The organism is Bacillus sp. DB-2 (assembly GCF_003315125.1).
Taxonomy (GTDB): domain Bacteria; phylum Bacillota; class Bacilli; order Bacillales; family Bacillaceae_G; genus Bacillus_A; species Bacillus_A mycoides.
The window spans coordinates 57957-74560 of sequence record NZ_QNRN01000002.1; the positions used below are offsets into that span (position 1 = coordinate 57957).

The 16604-nt window shown below is 33.6% G+C and carries 16 protein-coding genes; 1 reads left to right on the forward strand and 15 read right to left on the reverse strand.

The features are described 5' to 3' along the window. Positions 1 to 326 precede the first annotated feature (326 nt). Positions 327 to 692 (forward strand): YxeA family protein, encoded by a 366-nt coding sequence (locus DET63_RS03310; protein WP_113935842.1) that lies wholly within the window; start codon positions 327 to 329, stop codon positions 690 to 692. Between the two features lie 115 nt (positions 693 to 807). Here DET63_RS03310 and DET63_RS03315 read toward each other — a convergent pair whose 3' ends face one another. The 15 genes from DET63_RS03315 to DET63_RS03385 all read right to left on the reverse strand — a co-directional run bounded on the left by DET63_RS03315 (position 808) and on the right by DET63_RS03385 (position 16558). Then, positions 808 to 1518, reverse strand: coding sequence for an alpha/beta hydrolase (locus DET63_RS03315; protein WP_113935843.1), 711 nt, complete (start codon positions 1516 to 1518; stop codon positions 808 to 810). A 427-nt stretch (positions 1519 to 1945) separates the two neighbouring features. After that, complete coding sequence (locus DET63_RS03320) at positions 1946 to 2788, reverse strand: polysaccharide deacetylase family protein (protein ID WP_113935844.1); 843 nt, start codon at positions 2786 to 2788, stop codon at positions 1946 to 1948. Between the two features lie 275 nt (positions 2789 to 3063). After that, positions 3064 to 3747, reverse strand: a complete 684-nt coding sequence (locus DET63_RS03325; RefSeq protein WP_113935845.1) for an N-acetylmuramoyl-L-alanine amidase family protein — start codon at positions 3745 to 3747, stop codon at positions 3064 to 3066. Positions 3748 to 3873: 126 nt separating this feature from the next. Continuing rightward, entirely contained in the window at positions 3874 to 5658 is a 1785-nt protein-coding gene (locus DET63_RS03330; protein ID WP_113935846.1) for a sensor histidine kinase, read from the reverse strand. Then, entirely contained in the window at positions 5655 to 6341 is a 687-nt protein-coding gene (locus tag DET63_RS03335) for a response regulator transcription factor (protein WP_016129841.1), read from the reverse strand. The genes DET63_RS03330 and DET63_RS03335 overlap by 4 nt, the downstream gene beginning before the upstream one ends. A gap of 312 nt (positions 6342 to 6653) precedes the next feature. Next, positions 6654 to 6980, reverse strand: a complete 327-nt coding sequence (locus DET63_RS03340; protein WP_113935847.1) for a hypothetical protein — start codon at positions 6978 to 6980, stop codon at positions 6654 to 6656. A 286-nt stretch (positions 6981 to 7266) separates the two neighbouring features. Then, positions 7267 to 8178, reverse strand: coding sequence for a 1,4-dihydroxy-2-naphthoate polyprenyltransferase (menA, locus tag DET63_RS03345; protein ID WP_012261223.1), 912 nt, complete (start codon positions 8176 to 8178; stop codon positions 7267 to 7269). 846 nt (positions 8179 to 9024) lie between these two features. After that, positions 9025 to 9300 carry a hypothetical protein gene (locus DET63_RS03350; RefSeq protein WP_001176332.1) on the reverse strand — a complete coding sequence of 92 codons (276 nt, stop codon included), beginning with the start codon at positions 9298 to 9300 and terminating at the stop codon, positions 9025 to 9027. Positions 9301 to 9538: 238 nt separating this feature from the next. Further along, positions 9539 to 10348, reverse strand: a complete 810-nt coding sequence (locus DET63_RS03355; protein WP_113935848.1) for an alpha/beta fold hydrolase — start codon at positions 10346 to 10348, stop codon at positions 9539 to 9541. Between the two features lie 177 nt (positions 10349 to 10525). Next, positions 10526 to 11461, reverse strand: coding sequence for a manganese ABC transporter substrate-binding protein/adhesin MntA (gene mntA / locus DET63_RS03360; protein WP_113935849.1), 936 nt, complete (start codon positions 11459 to 11461; stop codon positions 10526 to 10528). 17 nt (positions 11462 to 11478) lie between these two features. Beyond that, positions 11479 to 12345 (reverse strand): metal ABC transporter permease, encoded by an 867-nt coding sequence (locus DET63_RS03365; protein ID WP_000706185.1) that lies wholly within the window; start codon positions 12343 to 12345, stop codon positions 11479 to 11481. Further along, entirely contained in the window at positions 12342 to 13091 is a 750-nt protein-coding gene (locus tag DET63_RS03370) for a metal ABC transporter ATP-binding protein (RefSeq protein ID WP_002084653.1), read from the reverse strand. The genes DET63_RS03365 and DET63_RS03370 overlap by 4 nt, the downstream gene beginning before the upstream one ends. 365 nt (positions 13092 to 13456) lie before the next feature. Further along, a complete protein-coding gene (locus DET63_RS03375; RefSeq protein ID WP_113935850.1) occupies positions 13457 to 14056 on the reverse strand; it encodes a DJ-1/PfpI family protein in 600 nt (199 codons plus the stop codon). Positions 14057 to 14108: 52 nt separating this feature from the next. Next, positions 14109 to 15092, reverse strand: coding sequence for a phosphotransferase (locus DET63_RS03380; RefSeq protein ID WP_113935851.1), 984 nt, complete (start codon positions 15090 to 15092; stop codon positions 14109 to 14111). Positions 15093 to 15238: 146 nt separating this feature from the next. Next, the gene (locus DET63_RS03385; protein WP_113935852.1) at positions 15239 to 16558 is read right to left on the reverse strand and encodes an aspartate aminotransferase family protein; all 1320 of its coding nucleotides are present in this window, start codon (positions 16556 to 16558) and stop codon (positions 15239 to 15241) included. Positions 16559 to 16604 lie beyond the last annotated feature (46 nt).

A 16604-nucleotide genomic window follows, 5' to 3' on the forward strand; every position in this document is an offset into this window, starting at 1 on the left:
AAAAGCACCCCACTAGATGCTTTCTTTAATTGTTCTCACTATAATTTTTTTAGATAATTCTCTTATTACTGTAAGATGAATTTATTCTAGTTCCTAAATCTCACTTATTTCTTAATTCACTCATACCAATATAAAACCAAATAACCTACCATCAAAAAATAAAGAAAACAGGTTATTTGGCTATTCATTCCGTAAGCTTAATGCTCAAGGTAATCTTTTTTTCACACGGTTAAACTTTATTAAGAAAACCTTAAGGAATTTCCCTCTATATTTATAAGAATTTTTTTCTATACTAAATCATATAAACGAACAAGAGGAGAAACGTCATGAAGAAATTTGTAATTTGCATACTAGGAATAGGCCTCCCTATATACTTACTACCTTTCATATTACGCGGAGATTTAGACAGATTTAATCCAATTGCTGAAGAAAAAAATGTATACGCTATTGCGGAGGAATATGGCGTTCCAGATTACCATCATAAAGGAAGAGCTATGTACTCGCTAAAAGGTGTTGATGAATTAAGGAATGAGAAGGAATATAAAGTAGGAACGAACACTCCTAATGATTTTATAAGAAAAACTTACTTAAAAATTCATGTGAAAGGTAAGTATGTCTATTCCTACGACATTATTTCTGAAAAGGACATTCCGGAGAAAATAAGGGGACAATTGGAGATAGTAAATAAATAAAAGAGCCAACTCGTACGGATTGGCTCTTTATTATCTCTCCCACCTACCGTTAGGCTATCTTCCTACACATGCTTGAGATGGGAGAATCCTTTCGGTAAATTTATTACATTCGCTATCATTGTTTTAATAACCATTCTTCAATTACTTTCACTGTTTCATCCCGTTGTGCTTTTGACGTAATTAAGCTCGCATTATCACCTTTTTGCTCACCATACATGCCAAAATTAGCATGGTTTCCGCCTTTTATCATGTGCATAGTTGTATTCTTTGACATTAACTTTTTATTGTTTTCTATTTTTTCTACAGTTGCTAAAGCATCTACTTCCCCATAAATTGATAACATTGGAATCGATTTAGTAGAGAAATCATCTGCAGGATACGAACCTAAGAAAATGATCCCGTCTACCTTGTCTTCATGTTGAAAAGCATACTTAGAAATCATAGCTCCCCCCATTGAATGCCCCGCAACATACCATTTTTGAACTTCAGGATACTGTTCAATTACACTGTCTACTGCATTGATTCCAAGTATCGCTAAATTTAATGGTAACTTAGGCATTACTACAACATGCCCCTCTTTTGCAAGAGCTTCCCCTAAGTAACTATAAGCCTCAGCTTCTACTTTAGCTCCTTGATAAAAAATAACCCCTATTTTAGCACCTTTCTCTCCAAATACTATATTCTCTTCATCTTTTTTATCATCCACTAACGACAAAGCCTCTTTCGTTGGTTTATAAGTAAACTGAGACCAAGTCAAAAAAGCAATACTTCCCATAAGTAAAATACCTAGTAAAGAGTACAGAACAATTTTCATCCACTTCTTCACATATATGCCCTCCCTAAGATGTGTATATTCTATACTTTAATTATTATTACTATAATTGTCGAATAATCTTAACTAATAAAGTGAAACTTTAATCAGTGGGGGTTTTGTTCATCCCCCACTGATTATTAGTTGAACCAATCGGGCTTTTACGGGCAGTTGATCCCCCACCTAACTTCTTTGCTTCCGCTGAATTTTGAGGTGGGGGTCTTACTGCCCGTTAATGCGGGATAAGTTTAGAAAAAATAATACGAGCCCTCAAATGCCGTTTTAAAATGAGTTCAATATATTCATCCTAAAACACAGGCTTCATACACAAAGTAAAATTTTATAAAGAAAAAGCCGATTTCCTTATCGTATAGGAAATCAGCTTTTGGCTTAGTTATTGATTTAGTAATAAAAACACCTTTTTAAGATAACTAAGTTTATACTATAGACGTTGATCTTTCTGGAAGTTTAGACGAAAATGATCTTCATCACTATATACACCAAATTCATACCCTTGCTCTTTATAAAATTTAATAATGTCAGGAAGTGCTTGTAATGTTTGCGCCTTTTCATGCATTAAAACAACTTCTACTTCTTCTGTTGTCTGTTTTTTTACATTTTCTATAATCTGAGTTGGATTGTCTTTTAATTTCCAATCATTTGAGTCTACTGTCCAATCCCAAACTTTTATTGCTGCTTCTACAATTTGATTACGAATTTCCTCTCCCTTTAATCCTGGTGCAGATCCATATGGTGGACGGACTAGTTTAGGAGTTGTACCCGTAATATTATGGATAAGATCTAACGTTTCTTTCATCTCTGGTACAAATTGTCCCTTTTTGTATAGTTTATCACTATTGTGTGTCATACTATGAGCACCAATATAATGTCCCTCTTTTATTGCTCGTTGTACGTTCTCCTGAAAACCTGTATTTTGTAAATTACTACCTTGCATAAAAAATGTCGAAGCAACATTTTGCTCTTTTAGTACATCTAAAAATTTCCCAGTCAATTCGCTAGGACCGTCATCAAATGTTAAATAAACAACTTTTCCTACCGGTTTTCCATCAGGTCTTTTTTGTTTTGCTGGTGATGTTTCCTTTTTCTTTTCTTGTTGTTGCGTATTAACTTGTTTCATACTTTCATTAGCTACTCCCTTCGCTGGGATAGAGTGCCATTTTCCAATTAAAAAGAAAGTGAAAAAGGTCGTTGCTAAAACAACTCCTAGAGATATTATTACCTTAGTTAATCGACTTGTTTTTTTCTTACTTTGTGATTCTTTCATTATTTTTCGATCCTTTCCCTATTAATTTTCATATTCATTATTTATAAGGCTGAATCATTAGTTTCAACCGGTGTTTACAATAAATAGATTAATAGAGATGGATAAAGATAAAATGCAGATAATGTCGAAATCAGTTAAAGAATAGCTTATTGCATCCACTCTTTAGAAAAATATTTGTTTTTAATTTGAAAACTGGATATACACCCAAAATAAAAAATACTACTCTTCCTAATTAAGATTTAGAAAGAATAGTATTTTTCTATTTGCCTATTTTATTACATCGTAAAATAATTAATAATGCCATCCACAATTCCTTTTTGCGATTTTGCTTGGAATTCTTCTGAATTCATTCTTTTTTCATCACTCGCATTAGATGTAAACCCTAATTCTATTAGGATAGCCGGAGAAGGATTTTCTCGCAAGACAAGAAAATCACTGCCATGAATACCTCGATCTCTGCTGTCTATATTTTGATCAAAAATAGCTTCTTGTACAATCTTAGCTAATTTTTTATCTTTCCTTTTATTAGATCCATAATGAGTTGTTATTCCTTTTACATTTGTATCCTCAAAAGCATCATGATGAATGCTAATATAAAGATCCGCCGCATGTTCTTTCACTACTTTGACACGCGCTTGCAATTCTTCCTTTTGTTTTGTTTCTGAAAGTAAACTCGCATCTTTTTCACGCGTCAATATAACTTTTGCATCCGTTCTTTCTTCTAATTCTTTCTTTATATTTTGTGCTACTTTTAAATTAAGCTCTTTTTCAATCGTTCCAAATTTCTTTCCTTTCGTCCCTCTATCTCCTCCACCATGCCCTGGATCAATTACAATTGTTTTTCCTCTTAATCGTAAATCCTCTTGTGATATATTTTTATGCCCCTTAGCATGTATGAAACTAACTCCTGTGCCTATTATTAATATAATAAATAAAAGCAATGTCACTCTTTTTTTCATTTTAACAATCTCCTTATCAGCTTTTCATTCAGTTTCTAATGAAGATAGTAATGAATGCTGATAAAGATAAAATGCAGATAATGTCGATTTTGTTTAAAAATGATAAAAACGTGTAGAACGACAATTCTACACGTTTTTATTTAAATAGAAGAAAAATAATACTCCATCTTCTGTATTCAAAACACCATATTCCACGCCATGCAGTTCTAATATATTTTTTGAAATAGCAAGGCCCAATCCTGTTCCGCCTTTGGAGCGTTGACGAGACGTATCCCCTCGATAAAAACGATCCCATATTTTTTCTACATGTTCTGGCGCGATATGAGTCCCTTTATTTTCTACACATACTTTTACACGTTCATTTTCTTCTATTGTAGAAATAATAATATTCTCATGTTCCGGTGTGTAACGAATCGCATTCGTAATAAAGTTAGTCACCACCTGCTCTATTCGATGTGGATTTGCAACTACCTCAATTTTAGAAAGTTGTTTATGGACATGTAATTGCTTAGCTGTTATATCCGAGGTTAATTGCTCACATATATAATCAATCATCTCATCAATATGGAAAACATCCATTTCCATTTTATACGTACCAGACTCAAATTTTGCTAACTCCAGCATATCAATAATGAGCATATCCATTTTATCTACTTCTTTTGACATTGCTTTAAAGTAATACTCCTTTTTATTACTAGCAACACCATCCTCCAAAATTGAAATACAGCTCTTCATAATACTTAAAGGCGTTTTTAACTCATGTGAAACACCCGCAATAAATTCTTTACGTGTATTTTCTAATTGCTTTTCTTTCTCTATATCTTGCTGCAATTGATTAATATACGAATGCAAAGCCTTAGAAAGTGTATTAATATTTTGTGATAAAGCACCTATTTCATCCTTTGTAGTAATAGGTATTGTCTCTGAGAAATCTAAACCAGCGATTTTTTTTGTAGTATCATTTATTTGTAATAGTGGTTTGGCAATTTTATTTGAATAATAGAACGATATCAAAACGATTAAAATCAAAACAAAGATAATTAAATATACATAATAATCCTTTATCATTTGCACAGCTTCATCAACTGGCTGTAATGATGTCATAGCAAATATATAATTCACCTTACCATCTGCATCTATTGTTGGTTTGATTAATAGTTTATATTTAATATCATTTTCTTCATAATCCACTGTTTCTGTAGAAGTAATATTATTTGGTTTTGGATTTAATATTAAATCAACCTGAAATTGTTTTATTCTATCTATTAACACACGATTTCCATAAATAGAATTAGTTCCTACAGTCCCCTCCGGTAATTGCACGTTCTTAATGCTTCCTGCTAAATATAATTGCGAACTTTCTTTTGAAGATGCGTTTTTTTGTCCATATAACATTTCTGATAGTTGCTTGTTCTCTAGCCCAACATTCTTCTCTTTTATTGTTAACATCGCAGGAACCACTATATCCCCCTTCTGTACTCCATCGATAATAATATGATTCCCCTGTTCTAAACTATATTTTATCCTTTCTATATCTTCTAAATTGATAAAACTATACAACGGTATCTGAATTGAACGTTCAGAAAAGGTGTTATTTTCGTTAGGATCTAACTGAATTTCTAAAGAAAAATCATTTGCATATTTTATATTCCCTACACTATCTAACGTTGTAATCCATGTCGCATTATCTTGGTAGAAATTTTGTTCCAACTCTTGAATCCTTTTCGCGTCATCTCCAGCTTTTATATATGCCTTTTCAAAGGATTGAATATTCGTTTTAATATCATTAACTTTTCGATTCGAATAATATTGCTTAAAAAATATGGTTTGTCCAATAAAAATAGTCACTAAAATAAGTGTGCATAATGCCGTTGTTAATATAAATAGTTTTAATACAATTCCCTTTTTCATACCTGTCCCTCAAATTTATAGCCAGTTCGCACAACGGTTACAATACAAGTCGCTTTTTGCCCTAATTTATGACGCAAATTACGGATATGACTATTAACAGTACGATCATCCCCAGCGAATTCATAACCCCAAATTTTAGTGATTAGTTGTTCTCTCGAAATTACAATCCCTTGATTTTGCATGAAATACGTTAATATTTCAAATTCTGTATGTGTCATACTTATGTCTTCCCCATCTACAGTGACTGTACGAGAAGGGAAATGTACATGGATACCACTACTAGTTAATGTGTCTGCAGTAGATACATTAACAGTGGAAGAATATCGGCTTTCAATTAACCGTTTTGCCCTTGCCAATAAAATAGGAGGACTATATGGTTTTGTAACATAATCATCTGCTCCCAGTTCAAATCCGAGTAAGGTATCATCTTCATCCACCCGAGCCGTTAGCATAATAATAGGTACATTAGATTTCTTCCGAATTCGCCGGCAAACCGACCAACCATCTAATTCCGGTAACATAATGTCTAGAATAATTAAATGTACCTCATGTTCTTCAAATATAGATAACGCTTCTTTCCCATCAATCGCCTCTAAGACGTTATACCCTTCGTTTAGTAGGTAATCCTTCATAATTTCACGTAAAATATCTTCATCTTCTACAATTAAAATTGTTCTTTGCATATTTCATCTTCCCCACGATTAATTTTATTTTTATGAAGAAATAGTTCATTTTATATTTTAACCAATTAGAAATCTTTCACTATTTCTGTCACTACTACATACAACATAGTTATATCAAGATAATAGCATGACGGTATAAAGATAAAATGCAGAGATAACTGTAATTCTTCAGCAAATAATGAAACTCATCTTGAATCGAAAGATCCATACAAAAACGCCATCCTTTCTGTATATTTCTACAAACAGGATAGCGTTTTTTCATATTAAAGGTAGAATTATAAGGTAATATCAATTATACGTAATACTTGATATTTAATTGATATTAGAACTTATTACTTTATATTTATCTTCTTTTGCAACATCTATAATTGCATCAATTTTTTGTTGTTCATTATTCAGCTCATGTCCTTCAATCCAAACTTTATATCCTATTTCTCCCACTACTCCAACTTTAGTTATAACAACATCTAACTGTTTTTCTTTTTGAAAATATTCAATAGCAGTTGCCTTTGCTTTTTCTTGAGTTTTTGGAAATTCTTTGTCACTTAATGGATCTTTCGTTGTTAATGTAATGTAAGAGACAAAACCAACAATAATTAAAGTTATGGTAGAAAGTCCAATTAAAAATATTTTTTTCATTCTTCTTCATCCTTGTCTATCTTTTTTTAAAGATTAACATGTTATTTATCGTTTTTCAATAAAAAAATATTGTATTTTGTTATTTTTTTATTGAAAACATCTATAACTTAGACAAATATAAAAAGCATTCCTCTAACTATCCTGATCTTTATCTCAACTAATCTATTACATAATGTAGAGTTATAAAAGAGTTTGATCATTATTAAAGAAATACAAAAATAAAAACCCCAATTTCTCTATATTAAAATCGAGAAATTGGGTTAAGTTACTTAACAATATTTTTTATTTAAAACAAGTAACTAATTAATAATCCTGCCGATAATAAGAATCCGAAAATCGTATTTGTCATCGCTGTTGATTTCATTGCGATGCGCATATACCCGGGATCCTTTGCTCCTTTTTGGAAACTTTGAATAGCAGAGATTGGCTTTCTTAAACCTAGGAACATAACTAATGCCCAAGGGCTTATATAACCCATCAATACAATTACGGCAATCCATAAATAAGCAATGAAAAAGGCTACAGCTAGTGTTACCACTGCTTTTTCTCTCCCAAGGAGGATTACCAACGTCTTTCTTCCACCTTTAATATCTTCTTCGATATCTCGGATGTTATTCGACATGTTAATTGCACCTACTAAAATTCCAATTGGAATAGAAATTAATACACTTTCAATCGTTATCGTATTCGTTTGAATAAAGAAAGCAATGAGTACAAAACATGTCCCCATCAACAATCCAGAAACTAATTCTCCAAACGGAGTGTACGCAATTGGTAATGGACCACCTGTATATAAGTAGCCAACCGCCATCCCAATTAAACCAATGACGACTAGCCACCAGCTGCTATTCATACAAATATAAATTCCAATAAATGCTGCTACTACATACAATAAAAGCGCAACTGTTAACACATTTTTTGGTTTCAATCCGTGACGGACAATTCCGCCACCAATGCCAACAGAATCAGCGGTATCTAATCCACGTTTGAAATCATAGTACTCATTAAATAAGTTCGTTGCTATTTGCAATGCTAAACATGCAATCATCATCGCAATAAATAAAAGCCAATGAATGTCTGTAACATACAGTGATGCTACTGTCCCTAAAATTACAGGAGAAAACGTCGCCGTTAATGTATGTGGGCGCGTCATCTTCCATATTAATTTAGCGGAACTAATTTCTTTTTCATTCCCCATAACTCTGTTCAATCTCCGATACGATAAACTTAACTAAATCTATACAATTCAATCAAATTTATCTCGTTCAACTAAGGGCGCAATTCCTTAGCCAGTTCTCTTATGAACTTCTCATATTTTCACATGAGCGCAGACTATATGTTTATCTCTTTAGAGATAGAGGATTTTTCCACCACCATAGGCTTGTGATGTACTCTCGTCAGTTATACGAGATAGTCGTTGAACGTTCATCTTATCCATTTTGACTTAGATGATTCGAGGCGGAAGACCCATTGTTCTAGTGTTTAGGATTTAACCTTACACCATCTGATTGATTTTTTCTGCTTTCGCAACATTCACGCTCGCTATTTCTAGCCACGTTGTAGTTCAATCAGCTTTAGGGATTGCCCGCAGTTAACCCTCACTACTAGCCAATCACTGGACTAGCAGGGCTTACTGATATATTTAATTAACTTTCGTTATAATTGGTTAAATAAATCGTAACAGTTAGTTACCCTACATTTAAGTATAAATTACTAGCAGTATCTTTCTATCTATTTCCTGCTTCACATCTATTATATCAAAAAAAGAATTGGCGATAGAACTTTCATGCTCTTGCTTACACCATAAATTTGCATCAAAATATATTTTTTTCTACTATGGGGTACCCCTAATACCCCAGAAGAAAAAGAAGAGTTTGAATCCTTTAACGTACAGGGCGTTCCATATATCATTGTAAAAGATCATGAAAATAACATTCAAAAATTAATTCTTGGATTCAGCACTCAATCATTAGAAGAGGCTATTTTATAATAATCATCCCAAAAAAAGAAACGAACATATATGTTCGTTTCTTTTTTATGGTGCTTAATGCTCAAGAAAACTTATAACCGCATAAGTATATAGAACGACTAGAGCAAAGGCACATATTCCCATAATTATAATCGCTAGTGCGCTTTTCTCTTGTCTAAACCCTATAATTCCAAGAATAAATGCACTCAACATTGTTACCTTAAGCATTGTAGAAAGGTTGGGAATTGAATATCCACTCAACCAGGTAGAGAAACTTACAATTACAGAAAAAGAGAACAAAGTTAGAACAATAGATAATATATTAATGTGCTTCCCATACTTCAGTTGCATTTCGCTAGCCTCTTTTCATTAGTGAATAATAGGTAGGTGAATATATTTTTATTTTATTCTGAATTTTCTTGAAAATCTACAACGAAAAGAAGAGGTTGTCCCAAAAGTCGCTGAATAGTTACTTTTAGGCAACCTCTTTTCTTTATTTTTTACTTTCCTCTAATTTAGAGATACTGGTTTCTTTTTCAGGTAACGTATCAAGAAAATCCGTTGCTCAAATTCGAACAACGGACCTTCTTTATATAAACCAATGTAAAACATCCGCAGCAATCTCTTCTGGTCTATCCCAATGCATCAAATGCCCTGTATCTGTGTAAAGCTTAGTCGTAATATCAATACGCTTCTTAAATTCCTTAATCTGCAATTCTCTTATTTCTAAATAATTATCTGGAAGATCACAATACAATAGTAAAATATCGTTTTTAATTTTATGCGATTTCAATGTCTTATACACCTTATATTGAAACTTAATTACACTTCTAGCGGTATCGCCAGTAGCATGCCATTTCACTTTATTATCTTCTTTTCGCATTAAGTCATAAACCGCACGTTCTATTAATGGTGACCACCTGCTATAAACCATTTTTTCTGATTGGATGAATGCTTCTTTATTGTCAAAAGTATATTCATCAAAATCTTTTTCATAATGAGTAATTTCTTCTTCTAATAACCGCGGTGGGCACTCTCCTTCTTTCGTACCTTTATATAGCTCCGCAAAATAATTTGCATTCATTTTACCATGATGATAACCACCATCTAACAAAACCATTTTATTCACTTTTTCTGGACATTCTGCTGCATAGTGAAGCGCAACGCTTGCTCCCCATGAATGCGCTACTATATGAAATATTTCTTTTCCTATCTGCTCAAGTAATGCTACTACCCAATTTGTTAAATGAGATGCATCGTAATCTTCATCCTTCCCAAAACTCGGTGTTTTCCCATGTCCAGGTAGATCAAACGATACAATATGATAGTGATCTTTTAAAAGTTCCGCTATTTCTATAAAACTTAATTTTGTACTTCCTAAACCATGAAAACAAATAATTTAGTGAAAAATGATTTGTACAATTACATCCGATTTACATTGGATACATCCTAATTATTAAACATAGAAAATTAAAACATAATACATAAACGAAAGGGCCAACTCCTAGGAGTTGGCCTTTTTTCTCTTATTTTAAAATTCTTCAATAGTTACGCTACCTTGATAAACAGATAGATTTCACTTTTGTAACCCATTAATAATTGTATCTATATTCCATTTCATCATTTTCAAATACGTATCTCCATCCTCACCTGTTTTACCTAGTGAGTCTGTAAAAATTGTCCCTGCAATCGGCACGTTTGTTTCTTTTGAAACAGTTTCCATGCTACGTCGATCTACACTTGTTTCTACAAATAAAGCTGGAACTTTGTTTGTTTGAATTAAACTTACAACATCTCTAATTTGATCTGGAGTACCTTGATTCTCTGAGTTAATTTCCCAAATGTATCCTGTCTTAATTCCATATGCTTTTCCAAAGTATTTAAAAGCACCTTCACTAGAGATTAGGAAACGTTTTTCTTCCGGAAGTTGATGAATTCTGTTCACTGTCTCATCATGTAACTTTTGAAGTTCTGTTATATACTTATCGGCATTTTCAGTATAGAACTCTTTATTTTTAGGGTCTTCTTTAATTAATGCTTTCTTTACATTTTCAGCATATAAAATACCATTTTTAATATTCATCCATGCATGTGGGTCTGGTTCTTTTTCTAATCCTTTTGTTTCTAAATAAATAGCTTCTACACCTTCACTTACTTTATAAACCGGTGCATCTTTTTCTGATTTGTTTGCAGTTTTCAATAGTTTTTTAAACCATGCTCCGCCCTCTTCGAGGTTTAATCCATTGTAAAACACCATATCTGCATCTGTCATTTTCATAACATCTTTTGGTAATGGATCATATTCATGCGGGTTAGCTCCAATCGGAACAAGACTATGAATCTCAACTTTATCTCCACCAATTTGCTTCACCATATCATATATAATGGAGTATGTAGTTACAATTTTTAATTTTCCATTGCCCTCTTCTTTTCCATTGGTGTTACTCGAACACGCTGTTAATGCAAATACGAAAATACAAAGTATCGATAATAAAACATTTTTGAATTTCATCTTTATCCTCCAATCAATTATGACAACTCTGCTCTATTTTTTCTAATTTTGATAGCTCTCCAAAACAAACCTTGTGACGGTGAAAAAAAGAATGCCAATGCGAACAAGAATGTTGCGACAAGAACAATTGTTGCACCTGAAGCAAGATTATAAGAGAAACTAAAATATAGCCCTACTACAGATGAAAGTGCACCAATACCTGCAGCTAAATAAATCATGACCCATAAACGATTTGTTAATAAATACGCTGTAGCCGCTGGTGTAATAAGCATAGCGACAACTAAAATAATTCCTACAGTTTGAAGTGATGCTACTGTAACCATTGTAAGTAGAATCATTAAGCCATAATGAATCCATTTGTTTGGTAATCCGTAACTTTGCGCCATCGTTGGATCAAAAGTGGATACGAGTAATTCTTTGTAAAACAACATCACAAGCCCGATAATAACCACTCCGATAATAAGTGTCATCCACATATCAGAAGAACGAACTGATAGGACATTTCCGAATAAAATATGATACAAATCAGAACTACTCTTCATAAAGGTAATTAAAATAATCCCTACGGCAAAAACAGATGTGAACATAATCCCTATCGCCATATCATGTTTAATTCTACTATTTTGACTTACAAATCCAATTCCAACTGCAGTAATAACACCAGTTAAAACCGCCCCTATGAAATAGTTCATACCGATCATATAAGAAAGTGCTACTCCAGGAAGAACGGCATGTGAGATCGCATCACCCATTAATGCCATACCTCGTAAAATAATAAAACATCCTATTACCCCACAAATCACTCCTACCATAACGGAAGTTAAAAGCGCCTTCTGCAGAAAACTGTACTGCGTTAATGCATCTATAAATTCTACAATCTTCATGATGAATGTACCTCCGCTGCATTATTAAACAATATTCCCTGATTCACATATGCTTTTGACATAACAGTTGGTTCTAATACTTGTCGTACTTCCCCGTAATGAATTAAGCTTTTATTCAGTAATAGTAATTTATCAAAATAGGACTCTGCTTTACTTAAATCGTGATGTACAACAACAATCGTTTTCCCTTCTATACGTAGCTCTCTAAGAATTTTAATAATTGTCTCTTCACTTGTTACATCAATTCCAACAAATGGTTCATCTAAGAAAAATATCTCTGCCTTTTGTGCTAACGCTCTCGCCAAAAAGACACGTTGTTGTTGTCCACCTGAAAGCTCACCAATTTGACGATTTTTAAACTCTTCCATTCCGACCTTTTTTAAACATTCAAACGCCCAATCCCGATGCTCTTTCTTCGGCCTTTTCATCATCCCTAAAGATGGATACGTTCCAATTAGTACGACATCTATTACTGTGATCGGGAAATCCCAATCTATATCACTTCTTTGCGGTACATATGCAACATGTTTTCTAGCGCTTCGAATATCCTCTCCAAGAATCCGAACATATCCCTTATCACTTGGGATTAAATCTAAAACAGCTTTCATTAAAGTAGATTTCCCCGCACCGTTTGGACCGATAATTCCAACGAGTTTTCCTTTTTCAATTTCAAAAGAAACGTTTTGAACTACTTGATTCCCTTGATAGGATACAAACAAATCTTTGACGATTATAGCCTCACTCATTTTTTGTGTATTCCCCCTTCTTTTTTTCGTTAATATAATTATTTTGCACAAAGGCAACTTTCGGACAAAAAAATATAATATGAATGTAAATCCATACCTGAGTTTCCCTGAGGAAACTTTTTTATATGAGTCAAATTATATAAGCCAGATACAAATTTGTAAACTACTTTTTACTAATTTATGAATATATAATAAAAATCATTATCACTATGAAACAAAATATATGATCCATTCTATGCTCTTTTGGAAAAGATATTACTGTAAAAAATAGTAGTGTATAAAAGAAAGAACCAACTCATACGAGTAGGCCCTTTTTCTTTAAGGATAAATACGCTCTACAGCAAAAAACTATGATTACGTTCAAATCACTTCCAAACAACACCTCGCCTCTCGTATTCCATTCTATATTCAACAGCAGCTGCAATTTTGGGACTTGCGAACCTTTCCGTAATCCAGAGACCTAAGTCAACTCCTGAAGTAACTCCTCTTGCGGTAATAACATTCCCTTGATCCACAATTCTGTAAGGAAGAAGTTCTGCTCCATATTCACTAATTTCACTCTGCGCCAAATGATGCATTGTGGCCTTTTTACCATTCAATATACCGGATGCAGCTAGTAACATACCTCCAGTACAAACTCCCGCAACAATCGTTCCTTCATTGTGCATCTCTCTAATCATTTTAGTCAAAGTACCAAGTTCAGCTTGCTTTCTTGCCCCATGTTCTGCTTTATGATTCCAGCCACCACCAGGTACAATTAACAAATCTGGACGATTATCCATCCTTAAAAAATCATGTAGTTTAACCGTAACTCCAAATGAAGTAGTAACTTCTTGTTTTCGTTCACTTGATACGAGTTCAGCCGTAAACGGAGCCCCTTCTTCTATCGCTCTTTTCAGTACTTCAAAAGGTGCAAAGGAGACAAGTTCTCCGAAACCGTCAAACAATACAATTTGTATTTTCATTTTTAGAACACCTCATATGCTTTGTTTTATAAATCCCAAAAGAGAAGAAATGTTATCTACAAATTAACAATGAAGATAACCTTTCTCCTCTTACTCTATAAACTTGCAAATGTTCCTCTAATCCTCTCTCATCGTCTAACACACTTAACGTTTTCTTCACAAAATTCCAATTCAAACTACCGGATAACCATAATAATGAAGAAAGTCTTTTGTAATCATTTAAGGTTACAATATTATGAGCCTTATACCCTTCTAAAAATGCTCTAGCAACTTCCGAACATACTTCATGAGACTGCATTCCTTCTGTTCGGGAATACCACTTTATTAAAAAGGCTAACCCTTCAATACGGTCAACATAACTAATAGATTCAAAATCTACAATTCCTTTTACCTGTTGACTTGAGCCCCATAAAACATTCAAAGGATTTAAGTCTGTTTGTACAATAAACTCTAATTCACTTGTATATGCGCACTCTATATGATATTTAGCAAGATCTATATACTCCCGCAATTCCTTACATGCGCTTGTCTTGCTTTCTAACATATTAATAAACTCAACATACCCATCCAAATGAGATTTCTTCTGAAAAATCGCGCTTTGAAATGCACTAGAAATATCATGAACCTTTCTTGCTTCCTTTCCAAATGCTCCTGCAATAGCTTCTGTACAAAGTGTAATATGTTCTCCTTCAATCCAATTAGACAATACAAATCGGTATTGTTCATCATTCCAAGCGACTAATGTAAATGACTCCCCTGACCTATTTTTATTAATTTGCATAAAAAGGATTCTATGCTCGCGTAAATAATACGTAAACCGTACTTGCTCTTTCAATTGTTCATTTGATAACGTCCCAAAGGCCGGATTGATTGTTCGATTGCTATTCATAAACCGTGCAGAATACCGATTTCCATTCACCATGATTTTATAGTGTAGATCTGTATGCCAACTGTCCTTATGTAATTCTTCTTCCAGTACTAATGAATGAATTTCTTTAAAATAATTCATTAATACATCTTTTATTATGTGTTTCACACTATTCTCCTTCCATGTAAAAATCTTTGGTGAGAGGTTTGTAAAGTACATCTAATTTACTCAAATGGATGCCATTTACTTAAATGTACTATACCATTCTCCTCTTTTTTCTCCCTCAATCTAACGAAATCTATTATTTTTTAATTCTACACCAAGACCTTCAACTCTTCCTCATATTCTGTAAGTGCCTCATCTAAAATTGCTAATCCATCATCAATCTGATCTTTGTTTATAGAAAGCGGTGGAATCATTCGAATTACTTCACTTGAATTTCCACAGAAGTAAAATAGTACACCTTTTTTTAATGCGATGTCTAATATTTTAAATAATCCCTCACCATTAGGTGTACCTGTTTCAGGGCTAATAATTTCAATTCCAATCATTAACCCAACAGCTCGTATACTTCCAATAACAGAATGTTTTTGTTTTAAGTTATACAATTTCCGAACTGCGTAAGCACCCATTTCTTTCGCATTTTCAACCAACCGTTCTTCTTTCATTACCTCAAGAGTTGCCAGTGCCGCTGCACATGCAATTGGATTCCCTCCGAAAGTTGTACCATGTGTTCCTAATGGCCACTGCTGCATCAACTCTTTTGACGCAACCGTTGCACTAAGAGGTAATCCTGATGCAATTCCTTTTGCGATTGCCATAATATCTGGTGTTACTCCAAATGTTTGTGCTGCAAACCATTCACCTGTACGACCAAATCCTGTTTGTACTTCATCAAAGATTAATAGAATTCCATGCTGATTACAAATTTCACGAACTTTCTTTAGCCATCCAGCTGGTGGAACAATATATCCCCCTTCCCCTAGCACAGGCTCTACAATTACACATGCAACTTCTTCTGGTGTAACTTGATGATTAAACAGAGTTTCAAAATCTCTTTCTAGTTTTTCAACACAGTGTTCCTCAGGATCAATCCCTTCCGGACAACCTTTAATATTTGCATATGGAATTTGATACGTTAGCCCATTAGGTTGCAAAAACTTACGATATTTACTTTTGGAAGTTGTTACACTTAATGCCCCCATTGATCGCCCATGGAAACACCCTAAAAAAGAAATAACATATGGTCTTTTCGTCACATATTTTGCTAACTTAATCGCCCCTTCAATCGCTTCTGTGCCACTATTTGCAAAAAAGAAACAATTTAATTTAGGAGGCAATACCTTCCCAAGTTCTTCCGCAAGACATAAAATTGACTCATACATGATAACTCCAGATGGGCCGTGAGTCAGACACTCTGCACTATCCTTAATTGCTTGTACGACCTTTGGGTGACGATGTCCAACATTGGTCGTTGCAATACCTGATGTAAAATCAAGGTATTTCCTCCCATCTAGCCCAAAATAGTAACATCCTTCTTCTTTCACGACCGGTAAATTCGGATGGTCTTTTGCCATACTTGGTGCTAGTAATTGTGGCATTCTTTCAATTAAATGATTCCAATTTGTAGTCATTTGAACTCCTCCTTATCATTGTGCATCAGTTTCCCATTGCATATAA

Excerpts from the sequence above, each read along its gene's own strand:
- mntA (WP_113935849.1), bottom strand. The coding sequence starts at position 11,461 with ATGAAATTCAAAAATGTTTTATTATCGATACTTTGTATTTTCGTATTT.
- DET63_RS03320 (WP_113935844.1), bottom strand. The coding sequence starts at position 2,788 with ATGAAAGAATCACAAAGTAAGAAAAAAACAAGTCGATTAACTAAGGTA.
- menA (WP_012261223.1), bottom strand. The coding sequence starts at position 8,178 with ATGGGGAATGAAAAAGAAATTAGTTCCGCTAAATTAATATGGAAGATG.
- DET63_RS03310 (WP_113935842.1), top strand. The coding sequence starts at position 327 with ATGAAGAAATTTGTAATTTGCATACTAGGAATAGGCCTCCCTATATAC.
- DET63_RS03350 (WP_001176332.1), bottom strand. The coding sequence starts at position 9,300 with ATGCAACTGAAGTATGGGAAGCACATTAATATATTATCTATTGTTCTA.
- DET63_RS03365 (WP_000706185.1), bottom strand. The coding sequence starts at position 12,345 with ATGAAGATTGTAGAATTTATAGATGCATTAACGCAGTACAGTTTTCTG.
- DET63_RS03340 (WP_113935847.1), bottom strand. The coding sequence starts at position 6,980 with ATGAAAAAAATATTTTTAATTGGACTTTCTACCATAACTTTAATTATT.
- DET63_RS03325 (WP_113935845.1), bottom strand. The coding sequence starts at position 3,747 with ATGAAAAAAAGAGTGACATTGCTTTTATTTATTATATTAATAATAGGC.
- DET63_RS03370 (WP_002084653.1), bottom strand. The coding sequence starts at position 13,091 with ATGAGTGAGGCTATAATCGTCAAAGATTTGTTTGTATCCTATCAAGGG.
- DET63_RS03330 (WP_113935846.1), bottom strand. The coding sequence starts at position 5,658 with ATGAAAAAGGGAATTGTATTAAAACTATTTATATTAACAACGGCATTA.
- DET63_RS03335 (WP_016129841.1), bottom strand. The coding sequence starts at position 6,341 with ATGCAAAGAACAATTTTAATTGTAGAAGATGAAGATATTTTACGTGAA.
- DET63_RS03385 (WP_113935852.1), bottom strand. The coding sequence starts at position 16,558 with ATGACTACAAATTGGAATCATTTAATTGAAAGAATGCCACAATTACTA.
- DET63_RS03375 (WP_113935850.1), bottom strand. The coding sequence starts at position 14,056 with ATGAAAATACAAATTGTATTGTTTGACGGTTTCGGAGAACTTGTCTCC.